The sequence below is a fragment of the Pseudomonas sp. A-RE-19 genome, assembly GCF_019956555.1.
In the GTDB taxonomy this organism is placed as follows: Bacteria; Pseudomonadota; Gammaproteobacteria; order Pseudomonadales; family Pseudomonadaceae; genus Aquipseudomonas.
In genome coordinates this window covers 36,055-58,683 of record NZ_JAHBDQ010000044.1, presented here as the reverse complement: position 1 = coordinate 58,683, position 22,629 = coordinate 36,055, and the positions used below count along the sequence as shown (strand labels likewise).

Below are 22,629 nucleotides of genomic sequence, written 5' to 3'. Positions count from 1 at the left end.
CTCGATTTCAAGCGAACAATATAGCCTCACTGCAGTTCATTACTGCACACGGTGCAGCAGTGTGAATCTCGCAGCGTCAAGGCGACGGCGAGGGCCATGACGATCAACAGCGCGGCGGCGGCAAACGTTATCCGCATACCGTCGGCGATGGCTGCGGGAGATGCCGTGGTGATGTCTGCTGTCGCGGACCCAAAGGCAAACACAGCGCCCATGACCGAAGCCCCGGTAATCAAGCCAAGATTGCGCGACAGGCTGAGCAGGCCGGCAATCACGCCGCGCTGGTCGGGGCGGATGTCGGTCATGATCGCGGTGTTGTTGGCCGCCTGGAACAACGCGTAGCTGGCCGTGATCACCGCGATGGGCGCAAGGTAACCGAGGAGGCCGAAACCCGCCGGCATCATCGATAAAGCACCCGCGCCGAGCGCCATCGTTGCGAGCCCGATGAGGGTCATGCGCCGCGTGCCAAAACGGTCCACCAGGCGGCCGGCCGGCACGCCGGTCAGCGCAGCCACCAACGGGCCGACGGACAAGGCAAGGCCAACAAGCGCCGTACCAAGGCCAAGCGCACCCGAAAGATAAAACGGCCCGACCACCAGCGTCGCCATCATCACGGTCGAAACGAGCGTGCTCATGGCCAGGCTTGCGCTCAATCCAGGCTCCCGGAACAGCGCCAATTTAATCAATGGCGATGCAACCCTGACCTCAACGACCATGAAAATCCCGGCGCCGAAAACAGCCGCCAGCAGCAGCGCGATATTGAGCAGACCAAAATGACCTTGCCCGGTCGTCATGGCGAGCGCATACGCCGCAAGCGTCAGGGCCAGCAACAACGTGCCCGCCTTGTCGAAACCCACCCGCCCCGCTTTCGCCCGCTGTGGATCCGCCGGCAAATAGCGATACGCGAGCCACATATTCAGAATGCCCAGTGGCACGTTGAGCAGAAAAATGGCCTGCCAGCCTGCGCCTGCAATCAACATTCCACCGAGCGACGGCCCCAGCGTGGTGCCAATCGCCGACATCGTGCCAAGCAATCCCATGGCGCTGCCAGTCTGCACCTTCGGCACCGTCTCGCCGACAAACGCCACGGTCAGCGCCAACATGATTGCCGCCCCGAGCCCCTGCACCGCCCGGGCGCCGACCAGCCACCAAAGCGATGGCGCGACACCACACGCCAGCGATGACAGGGTAAAAATGCCGATGCCCGCCAGCAGCAAGCGTCGACGACCGACGAGGTCACCGAGCCGTCCGACGCTGACAATCAGCGTGGTGATCGCCAACAGATACGCCAGAACGATCCACTGCACCTGCTGAAAGGACGCATCTAACGCCTGGGCCAACGTCGGCAATCCCGCATTGGCGATGCTGGTGTCGAGTGAGGGCATCAACATTGACAGCGACAGGCTGGCGAGCGCCCAGCGAACCGAGCCTGATGGGGTGATGAGTTTCATGGTTTGGCCACGTCTGAAAGGTAGATCAGCAGCGTATGCCTGGGCGTGACAAGGCGGAAGACGCACGACTTGCACTTGATAGATGCGTTTGACGCCATGTCAGTCCCACGCCGTGCTAACGTTGAGGCATGACGACTCCCGACTTGAATTTGCTGATTACCCTGGATGTGCTGCTCGCCGAAGGCAGCGTCGCACGCGCCGCCCAACGACTGCGCCTGAGCCCTTCGGCCATGAGCCGGGCGCTGGCGCGATTGCGTGAAACGACGGGCGACCCGCTGCTGGTCCGGGCCGGGCGCGGGCTGGTGCCGACGCCCCGGGCACTGGAACTGCGCGAACAGGTCAGCCAATTGGTGCAAGGCGCCGAAGCCGTTTTACGCCCCGCCGAACAGCTCGACCTCAAGCAACTGGTGCGAACGTTCACGCTGCGCACCAGCGACGGCTTTGTCGAAAACTTCGGACCGGCGCTGATCGCCCGCGTCAGTGAGGAGGCACCCGGCGTGCGCTTGCACTTTGTGCAGAAGCCGAGCAAGGACAGCGCTGCGCTTCGTGACGGTTCCGTGGACCTGGAAACCGGCGTGGTTGGCGGCACGACAAGCCCGGAAGTGCGCACCCGTGCGTTATTCGAAGATCGCTTCATCGGCGTCGTGCGCATGGGGCATTCGCTGAGCCTGGGCGAGGTTAGCGCCTCCCGTTACGCCGCTGGCGGGCACATCCTGGTCTCACGGCGTGGGCTCGATAAGGGGCCGATGGATGAAGCCTTGAAAGTGCTGGGGCTGGAGCGCCAGATCATCACCGTCGTCGGCGGATTCTCGTCCGCGCTGGCGCTGGCTCGCACCACCGATTTGATCGCCACCGTGCCCGCGCAACATACCCGAAACCTGCGCGCTGGCCTGCACAGTTTTGCCCTTCCGTTCGATCTGCCGCCGATCACCATTTCAATGCTCTGGCACCCACGGATGGATGCCGACTCCGCGCATCGGTGGTTGCGTGAATGTGTTCGGGCGGTATGTGTGCTGCCCTAGGGTTTCCAGGACGGTGCTCAGCTTCGCATGCCGCAGGCTGCGATCTTTTGGCGCAGCCTTCGAACTGATGGGCATTACCCTCAAACCTTCCTTTTCTGAAGCCCCTTCAACCGCAAACTCGCCCGTTGCGCCGCCGCCATTTTTTCCGGACGCTTCATGCGCTTCCATTTTCTGATGTCGTCCTTGGTGCGGCCACAACTGACACACAGCTCACCACTGAGCTGGCAAACGGCAATACACGGATTTTCGATATCCTTGGCCACGTTTCAACCCCGTGTCGAGCGCTTGGGCGCCAGGCGTTGCTGCCAGTTGCCGGCATTGGCGCGCTGACATTGTTCTTCAGAATCAAACTGCGCATGGGCCGCTACCGGGCTGACGAGAACGTCCGCTTCACTTAACGCCACACCCGTCAGTTCGACCATGCGCTCGCCCTGCCCGCTCGCCAGCGCCTGATCCTTGTTGGCCTGCGTATCAAAGACCCAGATCACCCGCAGGCTGGAAGGAAAGACCGCGTAATCGACTTCGTGGGTCAGCCAACAGAACCCGACTATTTCCGCTTTGGCGGTTTCACACGCCTCGGTCAGGGTGGCGACCAGGCGACGTTCGATGTGTGCCCGATCGCGTTTGCTTAAAGACATCGGGGAAGGGTCCTTGGGTGGCTGTCGACGGAGGGGGCTCATCATACGATACCGTTCAGTGAAAAACGGTGGCGCGGACCTGAATTTCGGGCTGATCCGAGAGCGGCTGCGTCTGTGCGGCCATTATCGCGGGCAAGCCACGCTCCCACAGGTTTTGTGTTGGAACACAATCATGTAAACGACACAAAACTTGTGGGAGCGTGGCTTGCCCGCGAAGAAGCCAGTCGCCCTACCCAAGACTCAGCTAAAAGATTGTCCCTATCACCCCCCAATACTCCACCTATTAGCTGACTGCTTTATAGGCGTCTAACCTTAATGCAGCGTTGGCGTAAGCCGGCCGGTTGATACCTGATAAGAGATACGAATGAGTCAGAAGCGTACTAGGCTTGCCGTGGGCCACCGTGCTGGCAACTCGATTGCTGCTCTCCAGACTTCCCGCGTGACCACGACGATCCATTGATCGAACTGCTGGCCCTGCAGCCTATGTCATTGATTTCGCTCGTCGCTATTGCGCGCCCACCCCGGGCCGGATAGCCGGATGAATACGACCAAAGGTAGCGCACACATGGCAAATGAATCGAAATGCCCGTTCAATCACGCCGCCGCAGGCGGTGGCACGACGAACCGCGATTGGTGGCCGAACCAGTTGAACCTGAAGATCCTGCACCAGAATTCGCGGCTGTCCGACCCCACGGACGAGGGTTACAAATACGCCGAAGCGTTCAAAAACCTGGACTTTCAGGCACTCAAGCAAGACCTGCATGCACTGATGACCGACTCGCAAGACTGGTGGCCGGCAGACTTCGGTCACTATGGGCCGCTGTTTATTCGCATGTCCTGGCACGCCGCCGGCACGTACCGCGTTGGTGACGGTCGTGGCGGTGCCGGCTCCGGTCAGCAGCGTTTCGCACCGCTCAACAGTTGGCCGGACAACGTCAGCCTCGACAAGGCGCGCCGGCTGCTCTGGCCGATCAAGCAAAAGTATGGTCGCAACATCTCCTGGGCCGACCTGATCGTGCTCACCGGCAACGTTGCGCTGGAATCCATGGGCTTCAAGACCTTCGGCTTTTCCGGTGGTCGGCCTGACGTCTGGGAACCGGATGAGGCCGTCTACTGGGGGTCCGAAAATAAGTGGCTGGGCGGCGACACCCGCTACGAAAAAGACAAAAAAGCCCCCATGCAAGCACCCGACAAAGAACGCAACCTGGAAAACCCGCTCGCCGCGGTGCAAATGGGCCTGATCTACGTCAACCCGGAAGGCCCGGAAGGCAACCCGGACCCGGTCGCTGCTGCGGTGGACATCCGCGAAACCTTCGGGCGCATGGCCATGAATGACGAAGAAACCGTGGCATTGATCGCCGGCGGCCACGCCTTCGGCAAGACCCACGGCGCGGGGCCTGCCGACAACGTTGGCGCCGAGCCCGAAGCTGCAGGCCTGGAAGCACAAGGCCTGGGCTGGAAAAGCACGTTCGGCACCGGCAAGGGCGGCGACACCATCACCAGCGGCCTGGAAGTAACGTGGACCACCACGCCCACCAAATGGAGCAACAACTACCTGGAAAACCTGTTCGGCTTCGAATGGGAACTGACCAAGAGCCCGGCGGGTGCCAACCAATGGACGGCGAAAGGCGGTGCTGGCGCGGGGATCATTCCGGATGCTCACGACCCGTCGAAGCGGCGTAATCCGACCATGCTGACCACGGACCTGTCGCTGCGATTCGACCCGATCTATGAGCCGATTTCACGGCGTTTCCTGGCGAACCCGGACCAACTGGCCGACGCATTCGCCCGCGCCTGGTTCAAGCTGCTCCACCGCGACATGGGCCCCCTCTCCCGCTACCTCGGCCCGGAAATGCCCAACGAAGAACTCCTGTGGCAAGACCCCATTCCGGAGGTCGACCATGCCCTGGTCAACGACAGCGACATCACCGCACTCAAAGGCAAACTCCAGTCCTGCGGCCTGTCCGTCTCACAACTGGTGTCGACTGCCTGGGCGGCGGCCTCCACCTTCCGCGGCTCCGACAAACGCGGCGGCGCCAACGGTGGGCGTCTGCGTCTGGCCCCACAGAAGTTCTGGCAGGCCAACCAGCCTGAGCAACTGGCGAGCGTACTGGCGAAACTCGAGAGCATCCAGAACGAGTTCAACAGCGCGCAAGCTGGCGGCAAGAAAATCTCGCTGGCAGACCTGATCGTGCTGGCCGGTTGTGCCGGCGTCGAACAGGCTGCGAAAAATGCCGGCCAGACCGTGACGGTGCCTTTCACACCGGGCCGGATGGACGCCTCGCAAGGACAAACGGATGTCGAATCCTTCGGGTTCCTCGAGCCCGCCGCCGATGGCTTCCGTAACTACCTCAAAACCCGCTACAGCGTACCGGCCGAGGCCTTGCTGCTCGACAAGGCGCAACTGCTGACACTCACCGCGCCAGAAATGACCGTGCTCATTGGCGGACTGCGCGTGCTCAATACCAACGTCGGAAAAACCCAGCACGGCGTGTTCACGAAGCAGCCGGAGGCGCTGACCAACGACTTCTTCAAAAACCTGCTGGATATGAGCGTGGAATGGAAACCCGTGTCGGATGCCAATGAAGAGTTTGAGGGGCGAGATCGCAAAACCGGCGACCTTAAATGGACGGGGACGCGTGTCGATCTGGTCTTTGGCTCGAATGCGCAATTGAGGGCATTGGCTGAGGTCTATGCCTGCAACGATTCGAAGGAGAAGTTTGTGAAAGACTTCGTTGCGGCTTGGGTCAAGGTGATGAATCTGGATCGCTTCGATCTTAAGTAACACGAGCGGTACTGCTGAAAACCGGCAACGCCTCCCTGTGTGGAGGCGTTGTGCTTTTTACTGATTGCAGGAAGAGACTGGACGGGAGAGATCATGGAGGGGTCATGGGGCCAGTCGATAGGTGGACTGCACCAACCCCGAAGGAAAGCAGCGGCTGGATACCAGTTTCAAGTCAACATCCTGCTGAAGGCCCCCGAACAATGGCCTTCCCGACCCGATCAACACGGGAACGGTGGTAATCACCATATCGGCGACTAACCCATCGCGCAGGAATGATTGCACCAACTGCCCGCCATCGACATAGACCCGATGCACGCCTTGCCTCGCCAATTCCTCCATCACTTCCTTGGGGGCGAGGTTGGAAAAACGCAGCTTGCCCTTCAGCGCCTCGGGCACCGGCGAATCGGCCAACTGTTCAGACAGCACCACTACGGGCCGGTCGTAGAACCATGTGCCGAAGGTCAGCACCTTCTCATAGCTTCCCCGCCCCATCACGATCACATCCTTGTCGGCGATGAAGGCTGAGTAGCCATGATCTTCGCTCTGATCATCGCGCTGCAAAAGCCAGTCGATGTCACCATCGGATCGGGCGATGAAGCCATCCAGACTGGTGGCGATGAAAACATGTGCAGTGGCCATCAGGTTCCCCTTATTTATACGGCGTGTGGATGACCTCACCCTCACCAGGATCATTCAGGAAACAATCATTCCAACAGCGAAACCAGACGCGGCTCAATCGAATGCGTATCTACCTCCAGCAACGCCAGGGTCACCGGCAGTTTGAAGCGCCTTGGGCCCGCGCTGCCGGGCTTGAGGAATAGCTGGTCGCCGCGCCACTCCATGCCTGGCTTATGGGAATGGCCGGTGATCACCAGCCTTGTGCCCGCCTCCAGCACCGTCGGCACATCGCCCCTGTCATGGACCAGCAAGGTCTGCCATCCGTTGAGGTCGAAACACAGGTGGTCGGGGAGATATTTGGCCCAAAGGGCATCCAGGTCGTTATTCCCGCGTACGACGTGCAGCGCAGCTATCGATGCCCGATGCCGACATTTCATAGAACTAAATGTACCTACTTTCAACCTTTACAGTCGCTGACGACGAACCCGGCTGATACACAGAGGTCAAAGCAGGTGATGACATCGCCAATGATCAGAGGCCTCTGGCCTGCTTTATTCAAAGGCGAAGTCAGTAGCTCACACACTTTAGGGTGCGCCGGATAATTTCAGTACGCTCGGATTCTGCCGGGGGGCAGGTGCTGACTGCTGCTCACATCCAATGCTCCCGTATCGGAGTACTAACATGACTCAGTCAATGCGGTTCTTCCTATCGATGGTTCTTGCGACAGCCTCACTGGCATCGGCGAGCTTCCTGAACACTGCAGGTGCGGCAACCGCCGAGGATCTTAATGTCGACTCTCGGGAAGCGTTGGAAAGGCTCTATAAGTCCACGCCATCTGCCGTAACCATTTCGCACAGCGCCAAAGCAATTCTTGTCTTCCCGAAAATCATCAAGGCGGGCCTTGTGTTTGGCGGCAGCTATGGCGAAGGCGAATTGTTGAATGGTAAGAAAGTTGAGGATTATTACAACTCCGTCACCGGGTCATGGGGGCTGCAGGCAGGCGCCCAGTCTTATGGCTATGTGGTTTTCCTGATGAACGATAAAGCCGTGAAGTATTTACGTGAAACCAAGGGTTGGGAAATCGGCGTAGGCCCCACTGTTGTTGTGGTTGATGCAGGGGTGGCGAAGAATCTGTCCAGCTCGACGCTGAAGGACGATGCCTATGCGTTCATTTTCGACCAGCAGGGATTAATGGCCGGGGTCAGCATCGAAGGAACCAAGATTTCCCGGATCAAGCGCTAAAACCGGTCGTTTGGCGTACGGATGCGCCATCTTTTGATCTTCAAAACGTAAAAGCCCATCCCATCTAAAAATGGGACGGGCTTTTTGCTGCGCAACTCGCTGGAAAATGAGTAACTCACCTTCTCCTTACACCGGAGAAATCGTGGCAAGCGCACCAATCAAAATGGTCAACACCAGAAATCCACCCAGGAAAAATGCCATCTTGCCCATGGGGCCTCCTACGTTATGAGTTTGCGGTGCAACGGCTATCTCAACTGCCGACCGTGCCGTTATTGTGAGCCGGCGGTTGAATGCATTACAGATGCAGATAGCAAAGGAAAAACCGTATCAGCCCTCCCCCGAACGTCGCAGACACCACGAACATGTAGGAGCTGCCGCAGGCTGCGATCTTTTGATCTTTGGCATTTGCGAAACCGCTGAAAATCAAAAGATCGCAGGCTTCGCCAGCTCCTACGCCGGTCGCATGCATCCCGGAGGTACGCCATCTCCGAGCTGCCGCAGGCCTGCCCTCAGCGCTGGTGCCCACCTGACAGAAAACTAGTTGCCCCGTCCGCCACCAAACGACCATTCATCTGCTGCGGTAGTGGTAATCACCACCATGATGTCCTCGGAGTCGATGCCTGGTGCGAGACTCAGTTTTTCGACCAGGCTTCGATAAAAACGCTGTTTCGTCTCGATGTCTCGAGGGCGGCCGGCAGTAATCGCGATCAGCACAAAGTCATGGCTGCGTGGACCGCCCAGATAGCCGGGATCAAATACCAGTTCACCGACTTCATGTTGGTGAATGACCTGGAACCGGTCGGCCATCGGCACTTCAAAGCTTTCTACTAACGCGTCGTGCAGCCCCTGTGAAAGGGTCTGTAAATACTCGGAAGACTTTCCCCGGTGCAGTGAAATACGTGCAAATGGCATAACGGTCTACTCCTGAAAAACCAGCTGACAGGGGGAAAACTACCAAGTCGCGATAATTCCGAATATCAGATTTAATAGCGACCATAGTCCTGAATCAGTGGATGATTCGATGCGCCGTCCGACCTTCGATCTTGATGTGCTGCGTACTTTCGTGACCGGTGTGGAGTTCAACAGCTTTGCCAAAGCGGCGGATCGGCTCAATCGCTCGACGTCTGCCGTGAGCGCACAACTCAAGAAGCTCGAGGAACAGATAGGCACGCCAGTGCTGTCCAAATCCGGTCGAGGGCTGGTGCTGACGCCTATGGGTGAATCCCTGCTCAGCCACGCCCGCCGACTGCTTGAACTGAACGACAGCATTTTCCAGACCCTGCACGAGAGCCAGACCACCGCAACGGTCCGCCTGGGGCTTCAGGAAGACTTTGGCGAACACTTTCTCAGCGACATTCTGCGACGCTACGTCAAGATGTACCCGAGGGTGAGCCTCGAAGTCAGGATCGCGCGTAATACTGAATTGCTTGCATTGATCGACAGCGGCGGCCTGGACCTGGCCCTGACTTGGGACACAGGGCACAAGTCCCCTTATGCCACACGCCTGGGTGAAACACAGATGCAGTGGATCGGGCCTCGTGACACGCCACCGCTCAACGGCTCTGAAGACTCCCCTCTGCCATTGATCATGTTCGACGCCCCTTGCGTGTTGCGCAGCGCGGCAATCCAGGCACTGGATGAGGCGCGGATTCCCTGGCGAATCGCGCTGACCAGCCCCAGCGTTGGTGGAATCTGGGCGGCCGTTGCTGCCGGTTTGGGCCTCACGTTGCGAACCCGCATTGGACTGCCAGGACACCTCGTCGTCATTGCCGGTCTACCCACGCTGCCGACCCTCGGCTATGTGCTTTATCGTGGAGCAGAACACCTGGCGCCTGCCACCCGACAATTGGCTGCGTTGATACAAACCAGTCTGGAAGAGCAGGCGTTCAGTATCCCTGGAGGCGCCTCCGTTTGATGCTGTCTAAAACAAATCACCCAAGGTGTCGTACTTGTAGTACTGGCTGTAATTCAGGACATCTCGGGGTGTCACCTTTTCCGGGAAAGGGCTGTACATCGGGTCATCAATCCGATGGAACTTGAAAGTGTCAGGAGCCGTTCCGTCAGGGACGTAAGCGGCGGTGGGATGCTTCGCTTGCCATGCAGCCCAGAGCCGGTCGATATTGCAATGATGTAGAAAGAACACCGGGTCGTTCGGCGAGGACGATAACCCCATGTCACCACCGACCCACACATGAACGTTGTTATGAATTCGTTCGTCGCCAGTCCATCCCTCGATGTAGTTGCGCGCACCACCGGTGGTCTGAGCCGCGTCGTAGGGTGCTTTGTCATACACCGTGTTTTCATGGATGACCTTGCGCACATTGGCTCGACTGGGAAGTGACCCACCTCCTCCCAAATTACGCACCAAGGGGCGGTTTACCCGGTTCAGTTCCATGGTGCGACCGTCACCCGTCACTCGTACGGGCCACGTCCCATCCACGAACTGCCCCAGGTACTCATCCGACCAGATGAGTGAAGCCCTCGGGTCGTGAAGTTCCGCGTCAGTGTTCCAATCCCAGTACGGGACTCGAAAGTGCGGGTCGTTTACCGCCTTGCGAAGTAAGGTTTCCAGCCGCACGAGGAAGTAGCGATGCCACGGCAAGAATGATGGCCCGCCATGCGCAGCGTTCCTGGCCATCTGCCCCATAGGCGTTGAAATCATCATGGCCCGGTGGTGCCAGGCTACGAAGGAGTCATAAATCGAGAGGTTGGCCTGCCCAGGCCAGGGATGCTGCGCGGGGTCCTTGAGCCGCTTAACCCCTTCGACGTATTTCTTAAGCGCTGGGAGATCCTTGACCGCATTAGACCTGATCATGATGTGCTCCATGGGCATGGTGGTCGGGCTGGCCGGGGTGCTCTCCCCCGCCTCCATCGCTGGCGAAGGATTCTGGGTAGGCATCGATCACGGCGGTCATCAAATCGAGCGCCGATCCGTAAGAAACGAAAGGAGTTGCGTGCGTATGGACCTGACCAGCATCGTCCACAAACAGATGCGCCTGGACCGGGACTCCATCGACCTCCACCTGGTAGGTGGTCAAGATTCTGACAACATGCCCTTTGTGGTTGATCTCGCGAACAGACCTGGCTTCATGTCCTGCGTGCAGGTCCACGTACTCAGGAAACTGCTCCTTGATCCATGCTGGGTGCGTTTTGTCAGGATCGGTGATGGATATCTCTGCGAGAGCACCGATGTCAGGCGGGCTCAACAGCACGTTGGGTTTACTTGCTGGTTCAAGGTTGGAGACATTTTTCCTTGTCATGATTCCTCCTGGAGTGTGCCCCCGGGCGATTGCCCAGACTGGCTGGAGAAAGTGTAGTTGGTGGCGGGTGGACATGCCGCTGAACCCATCCGCCGGGCGGACTTATTGTGGATTCACCCTGCGCGGCTAGAATCAAAACGACATTGTGCAAAGTGGATGCTTGCAAGAGAGGGCAGTCCTCCGTTCACCTCTTTCGCTCCCAGCCCGAAGCCAGGGCTGCAAGGCTGTTGCGTCCTGATTCTGCGCCATGCCTCGATTCGAAAGACGGAAACCGACTCGTCGCCCTTCCCTTGCAACAGGCGTGGGCCGAAAAGTTTCTCCAGTCCACATGGATGGCGACTAACTCACGACCCGGAGCTACCAATGAAAAGTTCATATCTTGCACTTGTAGCGCTCTTCACCTCACCGTTTTGCCTGGCAGCCCAACTCGATGGGGCGGCCCTGTACCACGACAACTGCAGCCAATGCCACGGGGAACGTGGAATGGGTGGAACGGTTGGCATGGGCGCTATGATGCCTGGCGCGAGCGGCTCTGGTGGACAAGGCATGATGAATGGAAAGGGCGGAATGTCCGGCAAAGGCGGCCCGGGAATGATGGGGCTCAAAGCGCCGAAGCTTGTAGGCGATGCCAGCGCCTGGGAGCCCGAATTTTTCGAGCGAGCGGTGCTTCAAGGTATCGATGACGAAGGCGAACCACTGAACATGTCCATGCCCCACTGGGGCTCGTCGAGCTTCAGCACCGACCATGGAAAACCACCCAGCAAGGAGGAAATAGACGCCATTCAGCAGTATCTGCAAGCTCAGAAGTAGGAGAGGCCCATCTGAGCAAAGGTATAAATCCTGCAATAGGTGCTGGTCGTCAACCATTTGCTGACGGTCAACCGCGAAGCCTGGACGCTTTCCAAGAATCGCATTTGGCACGCCTTGATCTATACTCGCTCGTTAGTTGAGTCCTTCATGCCTAGAATTTTGCCGTTGGGCGAATGGATCTCTTCCTATAAGGAGAGTTTCATATGGCAGATGACGCCAATTTTGAAGTCCCCGTCGCCCCCGATGTAAGCAGTGCAACGGACTTGCCCCCGGAAATGATTCAACAGTTGAAGGTGCGGTTAATAGGCGCGGCCAAGCTACATGATGTTTTGGCCGATCCCCTCATGTTTAATGGCGGCACGATCCTGGTGCTGCTGTTGACGACGCTGGCAACGCTCTTACCTTCCACAAACTTTACCTGGGTGGCGCCCTTGTGCTCTGCCCTCGCCGGGTTGTTCGTCGCAATGGAACGAGCCCTCGGATTCGGTGCCCGCTGGCGTTATCACCGTGAAATGCGTTTTGCCTATGAATCAATTATCGACATGCTGGATTTTTTTCCGGTAATCCCCGCCCCTGAACGCCCGAAATACATCCGCGATATCTTCGCGGCATTGTATGCGGTTCGATCACGGGAGTCGGCTATTCCAAATGCGGGGACTAATTCGGCGCCTACTTAAGTACGGTTAATGTTCTTTGCTATCGGTTCGTCACTGAGTCGCTCCCTCATTGCATAGACGTAGCGCCCGCCCTCGCTTCAATCAGACTGTGGCTGCCCTTTGTCCACGAGGCAGGATCGCATCAAAATTTGCGTTCACGATTCATCAGTCGAACTTGACCAAGTCCTTGAAGATCAGTTGACCCCAGCTATTTCCGCGCGCCTGCACAAGCAGTCCACCTTCCGAAAGCCCGCCCAGTTTGATCGGCGAGAAACCGAGATTTATATATTCTCCTTGGGTTTACCACGCCCTGCGGGTTCCAAATATCGATGGAGTGACCGCCCGGGCGTGGCGAGTCAGATTTGCGCCAGGCCGCCGTCGACGGCGACCTCGCTGGCGGTCATGAAGCTGCTGTCCTGCGACGCGAGAAACGCGGCCACCGCTCCGATCTCCACCGGATCGGCCAGGCGCTGGAGCGGATTCATCGAGGCGAAAACCTTCATGCCTTCCTCGCCCAGCGCTTCCTTCGCAAGTTCGGTCGCCGTCGGCCCGGGCGACAGCACGTTTACCCGGATGCCGGTACCCTTCAGGTCCTCCGCCCAGGTCCGCGCGAGGTTGCGCACTGCCGCCTTGCTTGCGCTGTAGACGCTGAATGCCGGGGCGCCCGTGGTGCCGGCGCTCGATCCGGTCAGGATGATCGAACCACCCTGGCCCATCAGAGGTAGCGCCTTCTGGACCGTGAAGATCAAGCCCTTCACGTTGGTGTCGAAGATTTCGTCAATGTGCTCGGCGGTGATCTTGCCGAGCGCAAGCTGGCTTCCCGCCCCGGCATTGGCGAAGACGATGTCGAGGGTTCCGCGCTCGGCCTTCACCGCCGCGTAGAGTCGGTCGAGATCGGCCAGATCGGAGACCGAGCCCTTCACCGCGCGGGCATTGGGTCCGAGGTCGGCCACAGCGGCGTCGAGCGCTTCCTGCCGGCGGCCGAAGATGAAGACGAAGGCGCCCTCCTCGATGAAGCGCTTTGCCGCGGCGCGGCCGATGCCGGTAGCGCCGCCGGTGATCACGGCGGTCTTTCCATTCAGTCTGGTCATGTCGTGCATCCTTCGTTGGAGTTGTACCCAAGCAGGAAATTGCTTGCTTGCTTGCTTGCTTGCTTGCTTGCTTGCTTGCTTGCTTGCTTGCTTGAGGACGAGGATGCGGCTCTAATAACCTAAGGACAAGTATGCACCTTTTGGTAAGTATCAAAAAATGACGACGACTTCTGAAATCTGCGGTACCGGTTGCGGGCTCAACGCCACGCTACGCATCATCTCGGGCAAGTGGAAACCGCTGGTCTTGTTTTTCCTGCGCGACGGCCCGAAGCGCTATGGCGAGCTCAAGCGTTTGATCCCGGGCGTCAGCGACAAGGTGCTGATCCAGCAATTGAAGGATCTCGAAGCCGATCACGTGCTGGCGCGGACCGACTACAAGGAGGTGCCCCCGCGCGTGGACTACGCGCTGACCCCGCTCGGTCGCAGCTTGGCCGAGGCGATCGTCCCGCTGTGCACCTGGGGAACCGAGAACGCGGCTGAAATGGCAAGCATCTTCGCCAAACGCGATACTTTTCCCTAGCAGGATGCCGAGAACTGCCGAGTCGGACGACCCTGCGCATTCGTGGGAGGGCGACAGGTCGAACTCTTCCGATCAGACTGTCAGGACGCGGTTTGGGCGCTCTGGCCCATGGTTGTTTTAGACGATAGCCGAAGGTCCGCTTTTGGCTGTGGATTTCAGCCCTTCGCGACAGGCAGCAATCGGCCAATTTCGGTAGCTCAACAGGCTCGCCCTCGCTTAAGGATTAGCCGAGTGATATACCGCTGGTTGAGTCTTTGCATGGCAATCCATAGGCAGTCTCATGACGCGATTCTCAATTTATAGCGGGTTGGTTTTGGTGGGCTACTCGGCGCTCGATTACGGAGATCCCCCCATGGGCGTTGCTTCAGGCCAATTCGAGCCTGCCGATGGGTACGCAGCTATCCAGAACGAGTGTTCCACGAACCACCACGATCAGACCGGCCTGGATCTTTCTGTTCAAACCGAAGCGGGTCTGGTTATTCCCTGTGCGGGCCTGGGCATCTTGGATTACTCCAAAGAGCTCTCGCTGCCCTGCATCGAAGTGAACATTTTCGGTATTCCATATCCTCTCTATGGTGAGTTGTTTCCTCAGCAGGTCACTCTGTATGAGCGTCAATTTAGCTAAGTTGCATCGACCGGTTGAATCCGCAGTCGAAAACGGCCCTTGGCGACAGGCAAAAATCGGCCAAAAGCGGACCTCAATGATCGATACTTGAATCAGTCTTCAAGCTCGTAGCGCTCACTTGCCAACCAGGTACCCATGCAGATACTGTCAGCTCTATGAATCAGCCACGCACTGCCTCAACCACCACTACCACGACCGCCCGAGGCGGGTCGTGAGAGGTGTCGTGAGCCAATAACGCACGAACTTCAAAGGCCCGCCAGCGATGGATAGGGCCTTTTCTTTTGCCCTTGTGTCGCTGGTCCAAACGCAAGGAAAAGCACTATGTATGCACTGTTGATTCTCGATATGCAGGTTGGATTGTTTCATGGCCCGGATAAACCATGGGCTGGCGAAGCGCTGCTAAACACTTTGAATAGCCTGTTGAGCGATGCCCGCAGGGCAGGCGCGCCAATTTTTCTTGCTCGCCACGTAGGTCCGCCTGGCTCGCCTATCGAACCTGGAAGCCCGTTGACGCAATTGGTGCAGGAACTGCTGCTACAAGGCGACGAAATGATCTTCGAAAAAAGCCGACCCAACGCTTTCGCCATGACTGACTTGGCCGATCGGCTAAAAGCTTGTGGATCTCAAGGCGTGGTTATTGCTGGAATGAAGACCCAGTATTGTGTCGACAGCACTTGCCGCGCCGCACGAGATCTTGGGTTCGATGCAGTACTGATCGCCGATGGTCATACATGCACCGACACCCCTGCTTTGAAGGCCGAAAATATCGTTGCTCATCACAATGCGACCCTGGCGGGCCCATTCTGTCGTGTCGTTCACGCTGAGAACTGGTGTTTCTAATCGGCATCGAGAGATCGGCCCGAGATCGGCCCGAGATTGGGTCGATCTGTCCGCTGTGGGTCAAATCGAGCCCTTCGCGACAGACTGCAATCGGCCAAGAGCGGCCAATCACTTCGCTTTGGCAGCACCCTTACGCAACGTCCACGGCATCGGTCATGGCGATGCCCTTCGGCGTTACGATCACTTCCCGCACACGACAGTCTTTATCCCCCTTTTTTGACGCTGAACCAGAAGCCTGATTTTGCGAGGATCGCTTTCACCGCAGGGTTGCTCACGCTTGCTTGATCTCGATGTCCAAATCGGGTGGTGGGGAACCGTCGGGGCGGTGAACACTTGTTTTAGCTAGTACGCAGATTACGTTTGCGAGTCTCTGGTGAATCTTGTACTCAGAAAATGTTTTACAAAACGTTTTTAGCATATTAGGCTCTCCCTTAATGAGAAGAGGATCTTCTCATTAAGGGAGCTGTATTAGTGAAAGGAATGACATCTCATATGCTAATTGCCGCTATTCAGACACCCTAGAATTCGGGCAACAAAATCTCCTACCTGATTTTTATATCCCGCACCCACAACGGGCACTTTATAGTGCGCTGCGCTTGGGGTATGGAAAACGAGTCGGATTTAATAGCACACGAAAATGTCCTGCACCACATCAGTCAATAAAACATGGAGTTGTAATGATCAACGAAAAGTTTCAAGTAACCGAAGATCAGGTGATGAAGTTTCGCAGGCAGGGCTTTCTTTTTCTCAAAGGCTTTTACAACAGAGATATAACCGGTTATTTGACGTCAACCATTGGAGACCGTATCTCCACGCCTACTGATAAGTATCAGAGCGGCTTTAGCCGTTTGGCATTTGATATGTATGATGGCGATCCGATGATTGCCAGCGTTATTCAAGATGACCACTTCAAACACGTCATGAAAACGTTGACGGGTAAAACCATGTTTTTTGCCCAAGCTCTTTCCTTCGAGCTTGAAAAGATGAAAAACAAGGGCTTCCCTTGGCATATCGGCACGCAAAGTTTCGGCTATCACCAAGCGGAAGATTATGGCTGCACAATCTGGGCTCCTTTGGTAAATATCGACCCCAAAGGGCAACGAGGCGGTATGGCGTACGTCCCAAAAGACGCCGTATCGGGTGCGTTCATGTATGAACACGTCGATCCTTCGATTTTCCAACTCCTATCGGAACGTATTGAGCGAGGTGAAGAGACCACCATCGATGAGTTCGTGCACCTTCGTGATGGTCCTTTGAATGACCCAGCGATTAAAAAGCTACTGGATCACTTTGCCGTCGAGGACGAATTCGAGGTGGGTGATGCGCTCATTTTCGACAAGAATGTCATTCACCGAAGCATCATGCTGGAGGAAGGCCCCGTAAGCTCGCGCGCAGCGTTTGTCATGCGCTTCTTCTGCGACACCAGTACCTATGACTATCGTCGCGCTCATGACCTTGAAATTCCCCGCGAACATTTCAAATACTCGGGGCCGACGCGCTTTCACTTAGAAGTCGCAAAGGAACATGGCGATCTTCTTGTTGACAGTCCGTTCTTTGAAGGTCAAGAGTACCGTTCGTTAAAAATTTCAGAAACAAGTTGAATAACCAGAAGGGCTTATGCCCTTCTTTTGCTTTGCGTGGAGATAAACAGTGGAAGAATATCTTTTTTACGTGACAATATCATGCTTGACGATCGCCAGTCCGGGTCCTGGGGTGTTACTGACATTAACAAACTCACTCACCTATGGACTGAAGAATGCTTTGCCTGGAATCCTTGGAGTGACCCTCGGCATGGGGGGGATCTCTATCATTGCGGCAAGCAGTGTGGGAGCGATTATTTCCAGCTCTGCCTGGATGATGAACGTCGTTAAACTAATGGGTGCGGCTTACCTAATCTACCTTGGATTAAAGCTCCTGCGATCCAAGCCGAAACTTCAAAATAACCTCAATGAAATAACACACTCTGAATACACCCCCAGTGTGATAGCCCGATTCAGGCAGGGTTTTTTCATTTCGATGTTTAACCCCAAGCCAATCGTTTTCTTCATGGCTCTTTTTCCGCAATTCATAAAGGCAGACCAACCGTTCGTTCCTCAATTCACATTGTTGGCGTCCACGTTTTGCACGCTGGTGTTCTTGATTCACTTCACCTATGGCTATATCGCCACCTCCGCACGACAAAAAGTTTCTCTTGGCAGGGGCTTTTTGATCGTCAATAGAATTGGGGGTGTTGTGTTTATCTGCTTCTCGGCAGCCCTTATTTTCTCCATCAACTTTAGCTTAATGGTCGACAGCGTGTGAAATCCTCGGTTTTTGTCTGCTCCGACATATAAACCTCTGATCTCATTTAGGTGACTTTTTTATCTCGCAACAGAGAGAAACGGATCAGAACAATACACGCTTTATATCACCTGGTTACGGCATTCACTGCGTACCAGGTTTTTCTGTATTTTTCAGGCGGATAGGCACACCAAAAAAACCGCCAAACGACCGCTATGGGTCCGAAAGTAGCCGGTGACAGCTTCATCAGTTGACCATATTCCAATCAACCTATTGCAGGTTCCAATTGGGGGTACTGTCGCTGCTATGCTTGGGCTTTCTCGAAAGGAATCGACACCATGCCAAGCGATTATTCACTGTCGGATGTACTGTAAAGGCTGTTCGAAAACCAGCAGGCTCTGGAGGCGGCCATTATGGAGTTGACCCTGCTGATCGAGGAGCAAGGGGCACAGAAAGTGGCAACGCTTTCGTCGCAGCAACTGGCTGAGATCTCATCAACACTCGATAAAGGTTTCTGGCCGATAACTGCCTGTCACGAATGATCGTGCAGAAGTCGCACTTTAACAGACGCATTCCCATCTCGAACGCACGAGTCTCAAACCCGAACTCGTTGTACATGCGAGCAGCGCGCGCATTGAACGGCCAGACAGACAACCTCAAGTCCTGCGCGTCATTTTCGATTGCCCAGTTTTTAACGAGTTGAATAAGCCTGCGGCCAATGCCTTTTCCCCAAAATTGCTCGGCTACACACACTGAGCCGATACGAACAACATTCAGCGGTTGCATCAGCGGCCCGGAGCTTGCTGACAGACTGGCGGTAATGAAAGCCGCGGCCTGGTGACCGACATTTGCGATGAATACAACATGGCCCGGTTTCTCGAAAAGGCCTGACCAGTGAGGAAAGTCGCGCGCAAAATCCTGGGTGGCGGCCGCATAAATATCGGGACGGGCAGCGTGGTGCACCGCGTTAAGCAATTGTCCCAACTCACACATGCTCAATGCGTCTTCTACCGTTGCGGTTCGGTAAGTAATGGCTTCGTCCATGATGTGCAACTCTCCTTGATTGTGCGGATGATTCGCAGGGCTTCGGCCTTTGTCTCATGGCCGAGGGGAAACTCCAATGGCTGCTTCAGTCGATTGCAACCCTTGTCGACAAAACGCTTTCGGCCAAAAGTAGCCGGTGGTCGTTGCATTTCGCTTGTCGCTGGCGTTTGGCTAAGCTGAATACATCGGGGCGAACCGAAACCTGTGTGACAGCGACCATCAACGGATATGGATTGGCATCAAGACGGCACTCCCAAAGGAGACGACTATGTATGCGGTGATAAGAACCTACTTGGGTGCTGGAGCAAAGCAGCTTTTCGAGCTTTTGGAAGAGCGCAACGCCGACGTCGAAGCGACCCTGCGGACAGTGCCTGGCCTCGTAAGCTACACACTGCTGAATACGGGTGATGGCGGTACTGCGGTGACTGTTTGCACGGACAAGGCCGGCACCGATGCTAGCCTGAAAGTTGCACGCGACTGGATTCAGAAAAATGCTTCGAATATCCACGCGAACCCGCCGATCGTAACGGAAGGTCCGGTTATCGTGCAGATCAACGAGTGACGGCTCAGGGTCGTTTTCTGCCGATCGCGCCGAAGACTTGTCTGGATCGACTCACCACGGACTCGCCAAGGGCGCGTCCGTGCGAAGGTTTTGATTTGCAGGACCTGGCCTGTATTCAACCCTCTATTTGAGTACTCCTGCGCCGTAACAAGCGGCTATAACGATGAGCGCGAGAAAACAGACCAACTGCATGCAAAAGAAGGTAAACCGAACCGCCACGAACGTATCGGTTTGGACATGGGATACGTGAACCAGAGACTGGCACACGCGAGCGATCAGGACGATTATGGACAAGTAGCTCACTGCAGGTCCGTCGACGCCAAGGGCTGAAATCACCAACACGATGGCGCCAAAGACAGGCAGATTTTCCACACAGTTCGCGTGCGCTCTTGTCCCGCGCCGATACCAATCCTCGCCTTCGAGCTGATCGCTTCGGAAAGAGGCAATCGGAACACTCGAGAACAAGATTCCGACCCAGCGATACACCCCGACGGTTGCCATCAGCAGCAGTAAAGTCCAGGCCGCAAATCCAAGCAGCATCCACATCGGTATCGTCATGGCGCCCTCCTCAATCAATCATTTTCAGCACGTCATCCACAGTCGCTCGACCGACGCGCGGTCGGTCGCCCCCGTCGATCAGTTGCTCATGATGGGTGCCAGTGCGGCCTGAATCCTGGACATCTGTGCGGGTATTGTCATGCGCGTAAGCAGGCGGCCAAAGTGTGGATGCTGCACGCCCGAGATAATGTATTGCCAGCGGTAGGCGCTCAGCACGCAGGCGTTGATTTGCGCTGTCTCATCGACACTGAATGGTCGTGAAACATTTCTAATAAAGTAGTCGGCATCGGATGCCGATTGTGCCTGCAGGATTGCGTCGACGGCCGCCACCAGCGCAATCAGATCGCTCACTGCCTGGTCGCGCTCGGCGGGCGAGAGTTTCGCGTGTTCCGCCTTCCACTCCAGTTCATCGAGTACGACGTGCCGGCTTTCATCCTTCCAGTGAAATTTGAAAACATCCTTGAATAGCGGGCACAACTCCTCACGCGGGGCGATGCTTTGCACGTAGTGCGCCTGAACAAACAGCTCGATATGACAGGTCAGCGCCAGCACCGACCAGGTGCTGGCCGCAAGTACCGCACGCGCTACATCGTTTGGATCGGCAACTTGACGATATCCCGCCGGCAATTGCGAACCCATCATCGTCTCCATGCGCCGGAACAGCTCCTGGTGCTTGATCTCGTCGTTGGAAAAGCGCACCAGCGCTTCGAGTGCGAGCTGATCGTCAAATACATGGGCCCGACCTTGATCAAGCATTTTGGCGCTGATAAAACGCTCGACCAAGCCAAAGATATACGCATAGGTTCGGCCCTGAATCTGGCTGAGCAGGCGCGCCTCGTCCTCGGTGAGAAAGGTCAGGCGGTCGATCCGTGACAGTCCGTCGGGCAAGAACTTGCGCGAGAAATCGAAACTCCGGTCCTGTAGCAAATCACGATCGATCTGCCATTCGGCTTTCTTCGATGATCTGACAAGTTGAGCATAACGGGCGGCGTTGTCCGAATCTGAGCGGGGCATGGTAGCAACGGTGTTCATATCGATCTCCTGCTTGCCTGGTCGAGTTGGAATGGGGCCAATTACGGTTAACGTCGGAGCCAATGACCATCGATAAAGCCTTTGGGGAGTGTCGCGATCACTGAGTCCGCGTTGGTGCTAATCTAGGCCTCGCCGTTCAGGCGATGAATGACCAGGCCGCCTGATTACATGCTCCGGACTCCGGAAAGGAGGGCTGGCAATTGTTGGATGCGTTTTCTGATGTGTTGCGTGTGATTCGGCTGTCTGGAGGGGTCTTCCTCGAGTCGGAATTCACTGCGCCCTGGTGCATCAAGGGAAGAATTTCTGCGGACGATTGCAAACCGTTCCTGGAGGCACCCAGACATATCATTGCGTCGCATTTTGTCGCCGCGGGGCATATGCAATTACAAGTCGACGGTGGTGCGACCATCGACGTGCGGGCAGGCGAACTCGTTCTGCTTCCTCACAATGACGCTCATTCTTTTGGCAGCGACCTGAGCATCGCGCCCATGCCGGCGGGCGAAGTGATTCGGCCGCCAGAAGTCGGCGCTATTTCACGAATCAAGTACGGCGGGGGTGGCGAGGTCACGCAGCTATTGTGCGGATTCCTCGGCTCTGAAACACCCTTCAGTCCATTGCTTTCGTCGCTGCCATCCTTATTGAAATTAGACTTGCGCGCGACGGCATCGGGAGCCTGGATTGAAAGCTCATTCCGTTTTGCTGTCAGTGAGATTGCGGCGGGACGCCTCGGCTCGACAACGGTCATTGCCAAGCTCTCCGAATTGCTATTCGTCGAAGCCGTCAGCCAGTATGTCGCGAGCCTTCCCGCTGAGCGGCGCGGGTGGCTGGCGGGTTTGCGAGATCCGCATATCGGGCGCGCACTGGCGCTGCTCCATGCTCGTCCAACCGAGGGCTGGAGTGCAGAAGCCCTGGCGCTTGAAGTGGGCATGTCACGCTCGGTATTCGCGGAGCGATTCACGGCATTGGTCGGACAGCCACCGATGCAATACCTGACGCTCTGGCGCATGCACGTGGCGGCTCAACACCTGCGCGAAGGTCGCGGTAATGTGGCGCAAATCGGCTTTGCCGTTGGCTACGAATCCGAAGCCGCGTTCAGTCGCGCATTCAAACGCCAGTTCGGCACATCACCCGGCACTTGGCGCAGACAATCGGCATGAGAAGGTTCGGTGCCGATTGGCACGCTGATCAAGCCAAGCAGTAAATGTCTCATCATGGCTGAAAGCTGACACGTCGGACGAGATGAATTTCCCCTTGCAGAAAACCAATCCCCACAAAAAAGCCCACTGACCGTCACCGGTTCAGTGGGTTTTCCGATGGAGCAGCCGGGGCTACCACCTGACCAATCGCCGGCGGCGGAGTCAACTCCAGCACCTTTGCGGTGTAAGCCCACTCTTGAGCCACTTTTCTCAGGGCTGCGCGCAATAATGGGATTTATTTTCTCCCGGGTCCGCAGACATTCAGGGCAAGACATCGGCACGTTGAAGTGCTTCGTCGAACACTAGAAATCTGGCTATGCGCCACCACTAGACGCCCTGCTCCCAGCGGTTATGCTCCATGCCCGCGAATGTTCACAAAATCAAATGGATCATCAGATTCGG

The 22,629-nt window shown here is 56.6% G+C and carries 23 protein-coding genes and 2 pseudogenes; 13 read left to right on the top strand and 12 right to left on the bottom strand.

Translation table 11 applies throughout. The features are described from left to right. Nucleotides 1-26: 26 nt before the first annotated feature. Nucleotides 27-1,448 carry an MFS transporter gene (locus KGB14_RS21970; RefSeq protein ID WP_223488787.1) on the bottom strand — a complete coding sequence of 474 codons (1,422 nt, stop codon included), beginning with the start codon at nucleotides 1,446-1,448 and terminating at the stop codon, nucleotides 27-29. Between the two features lie 128 nt (nucleotides 1,449-1,576). On the opposite strand from KGB14_RS21970, the gene KGB14_RS21965 reads away from it, so the two are divergent. After that, nucleotides 1,577-2,470: a LysR family transcriptional regulator gene (locus KGB14_RS21965; RefSeq protein WP_223488786.1), complete on the top strand. Its 894-nt coding sequence runs from the start codon at nucleotides 1,577-1,579 to the stop codon at nucleotides 2,468-2,470. Between the two features lie 80 nt (nucleotides 2,471-2,550). On the opposite strand, the gene KGB14_RS21960 is transcribed toward KGB14_RS21965, so the two are convergent. Both KGB14_RS21960 and KGB14_RS21955 read right to left on the bottom strand, forming a co-directional pair. Beyond that, nucleotides 2,551-2,733: a DUF1289 domain-containing protein gene (locus KGB14_RS21960; RefSeq protein ID WP_223488785.1), complete on the bottom strand. Its 183-nt coding sequence runs from the start codon at nucleotides 2,731-2,733 to the stop codon at nucleotides 2,551-2,553. 3 nt (nucleotides 2,734-2,736) lie between these two features. Then, nucleotides 2,737-3,108, bottom strand: coding sequence for a hypothetical protein (locus KGB14_RS21955; protein ID WP_223488784.1), 372 nt, complete (start codon nucleotides 3,106-3,108; stop codon nucleotides 2,737-2,739). 538 nt (nucleotides 3,109-3,646) lie between these two features. Between KGB14_RS21955 and katG the strand changes: the two genes are divergently transcribed. Further along, nucleotides 3,647-5,893 carry a catalase/peroxidase HPI gene (gene katG, locus KGB14_RS21950; protein WP_223488783.1) on the top strand — a complete coding sequence of 749 codons (2,247 nt, stop codon included), beginning with the start codon at nucleotides 3,647-3,649 and terminating at the stop codon, nucleotides 5,891-5,893. Nucleotides 5,894-5,995: 102 nt separating this feature from the next. Here katG and KGB14_RS21945 read toward each other — a convergent pair whose 3' ends face one another. Continuing rightward, nucleotides 5,996-6,532 (bottom strand): dihydrofolate reductase family protein, encoded by a 537-nt coding sequence (locus tag KGB14_RS21945; protein ID WP_223488782.1) that lies wholly within the window; start codon nucleotides 6,530-6,532, stop codon nucleotides 5,996-5,998. A 65-nt stretch (nucleotides 6,533-6,597) separates the two neighbouring features. Beyond that, nucleotides 6,598-6,930: pseudogene (locus KGB14_RS21940) on the bottom strand (metallophosphoesterase family protein); the annotation flags it as partial. A 262-nt stretch (nucleotides 6,931-7,192) separates the two neighbouring features. Here KGB14_RS21940 and KGB14_RS21935 point away from each other — a divergent pair. Continuing rightward, nucleotides 7,193-7,753 (top strand): YSC84-related protein, encoded by a 561-nt coding sequence (locus KGB14_RS21935; RefSeq protein WP_223488781.1) that lies wholly within the window; start codon nucleotides 7,193-7,195, stop codon nucleotides 7,751-7,753. A gap of 537 nt (nucleotides 7,754-8,290) precedes the next feature. Here the strand turns inward: KGB14_RS21935 and KGB14_RS21930 are convergent. Continuing rightward, a complete protein-coding gene (locus tag KGB14_RS21930) occupies nucleotides 8,291-8,665 on the bottom strand; it encodes a tautomerase family protein (RefSeq protein ID WP_223488780.1) in 375 nt (124 codons plus the stop codon). A 109-nt stretch (nucleotides 8,666-8,774) separates the two neighbouring features. Here KGB14_RS21930 and KGB14_RS21925 point away from each other — a divergent pair, with 109 nt between their 5' ends. After that, nucleotides 8,775-9,668, top strand: coding sequence for a LysR substrate-binding domain-containing protein (locus tag KGB14_RS21925; protein WP_223488779.1), 894 nt, complete (start codon nucleotides 8,775-8,777; stop codon nucleotides 9,666-9,668). A 6-nt stretch (nucleotides 9,669-9,674) separates the two neighbouring features. On the opposite strand, the gene KGB14_RS21920 is transcribed toward KGB14_RS21925, so the two are convergent. Further along, nucleotides 9,675-10,568: a tyrosinase family protein gene (locus KGB14_RS21920; protein WP_223488778.1), complete on the bottom strand. Its 894-nt coding sequence runs from the start codon at nucleotides 10,566-10,568 to the stop codon at nucleotides 9,675-9,677. Next, nucleotides 10,555-11,013 (bottom strand): hypothetical protein, encoded by a 459-nt coding sequence (locus KGB14_RS21915; protein WP_223488777.1) that lies wholly within the window; start codon nucleotides 11,011-11,013, stop codon nucleotides 10,555-10,557. The genes KGB14_RS21920 and KGB14_RS21915 overlap by 14 nt, the downstream gene beginning before the upstream one ends. A 363-nt stretch (nucleotides 11,014-11,376) precedes the next feature. Here KGB14_RS21915 and KGB14_RS21910 point away from each other — a divergent pair, with 363 nt between their 5' ends. Both KGB14_RS21910 and KGB14_RS21905 read left to right on the top strand, forming a co-directional pair. After that, the gene (locus KGB14_RS21910; RefSeq protein WP_223488776.1) at nucleotides 11,377-11,823 is read left to right on the top strand and encodes a c-type cytochrome; all 447 of its coding nucleotides are present in this window, start codon (nucleotides 11,377-11,379) and stop codon (nucleotides 11,821-11,823) included. A 203-nt stretch (nucleotides 11,824-12,026) separates the two neighbouring features. After that, nucleotides 12,027-12,500: a hypothetical protein gene (locus tag KGB14_RS21905; RefSeq protein WP_223488775.1), complete on the top strand. Its 474-nt coding sequence runs from the start codon at nucleotides 12,027-12,029 to the stop codon at nucleotides 12,498-12,500. Nucleotides 12,501-12,835: 335 nt separating this feature from the next. Here the strand turns inward: KGB14_RS21905 and KGB14_RS21900 are convergent, their stop codons facing one another. After that, entirely contained in the window at nucleotides 12,836-13,570 is a 735-nt protein-coding gene (locus tag KGB14_RS21900) for an SDR family NAD(P)-dependent oxidoreductase (protein ID WP_223488774.1), read from the bottom strand. 157 nt (nucleotides 13,571-13,727) lie between these two features. On the opposite strand from KGB14_RS21900, the gene KGB14_RS21895 reads away from it, so the two are divergent. The 5 genes from KGB14_RS21895 (at nucleotide 13,728) to KGB14_RS21875 (ending at nucleotide 17,856) form a co-directional block, all read left to right on the top strand. Next, a complete protein-coding gene (locus KGB14_RS21895) occupies nucleotides 13,728-14,090 on the top strand; it encodes a winged helix-turn-helix transcriptional regulator (RefSeq protein WP_223488773.1) in 363 nt (120 codons plus the stop codon). Nucleotides 14,091-14,442: 352 nt separating this feature from the next. Further along, the gene (locus KGB14_RS21890; RefSeq protein WP_223488772.1) at nucleotides 14,443-14,715 is read left to right on the top strand and encodes a hypothetical protein; all 273 of its coding nucleotides are present in this window, start codon (nucleotides 14,443-14,445) and stop codon (nucleotides 14,713-14,715) included. A gap of 321 nt (nucleotides 14,716-15,036) precedes the next feature. Beyond that, nucleotides 15,037-15,555, top strand: coding sequence for an isochorismatase family protein (locus KGB14_RS21885; protein WP_223488771.1), 519 nt, complete (start codon nucleotides 15,037-15,039; stop codon nucleotides 15,553-15,555). 677 nt (nucleotides 15,556-16,232) lie between these two features. Beyond that, nucleotides 16,233-17,156: a hypothetical protein gene (locus KGB14_RS21880; protein ID WP_223488770.1), complete on the top strand. Its 924-nt coding sequence runs from the start codon at nucleotides 16,233-16,235 to the stop codon at nucleotides 17,154-17,156. Between the two features lie 49 nt (nucleotides 17,157-17,205). After that, complete coding sequence (locus tag KGB14_RS21875; RefSeq protein WP_223488769.1) at nucleotides 17,206-17,856, top strand: LysE family translocator; 651 nt, start codon at nucleotides 17,206-17,208, stop codon at nucleotides 17,854-17,856. A 543-nt stretch (nucleotides 17,857-18,399) separates the two neighbouring features. Here KGB14_RS21875 and KGB14_RS21870 read toward each other — a convergent pair. Continuing rightward, nucleotides 18,400-18,879 (bottom strand): annotated as a pseudogene (locus tag KGB14_RS21870) (GNAT family N-acetyltransferase); the annotation flags it as partial. A gap of 268 nt (nucleotides 18,880-19,147) precedes the next feature. On the opposite strand from KGB14_RS21870, the gene KGB14_RS21865 reads away from it, so the two are divergent. Further along, entirely contained in the window at nucleotides 19,148-19,441 is a 294-nt protein-coding gene (locus KGB14_RS21865) for a hypothetical protein (protein WP_223488768.1), read from the top strand. A 123-nt stretch (nucleotides 19,442-19,564) separates the two neighbouring features. On the opposite strand, the gene KGB14_RS21860 is transcribed toward KGB14_RS21865, so the two are convergent. Together KGB14_RS21860 and KGB14_RS21855 are read right to left on the bottom strand one after the other, a co-directional pair. Further along, nucleotides 19,565-19,999 (bottom strand): MAPEG family protein, encoded by a 435-nt coding sequence (locus tag KGB14_RS21860; RefSeq protein WP_223488767.1) that lies wholly within the window; start codon nucleotides 19,997-19,999, stop codon nucleotides 19,565-19,567. A gap of 78 nt (nucleotides 20,000-20,077) precedes the next feature. After that, a complete protein-coding gene (locus tag KGB14_RS21855; protein ID WP_223488766.1) occupies nucleotides 20,078-21,031 on the bottom strand; it encodes a diiron oxygenase in 954 nt (317 codons plus the stop codon). Nucleotides 21,032-21,231: 200 nt separating this feature from the next. On the opposite strand from KGB14_RS21855, the gene KGB14_RS21850 reads away from it, so the two are divergent. Further along, a complete protein-coding gene (locus KGB14_RS21850; RefSeq protein WP_223488765.1) occupies nucleotides 21,232-22,188 on the top strand; it encodes an AraC family transcriptional regulator in 957 nt (318 codons plus the stop codon). Nucleotides 22,189-22,629 lie beyond the last annotated feature (441 nt).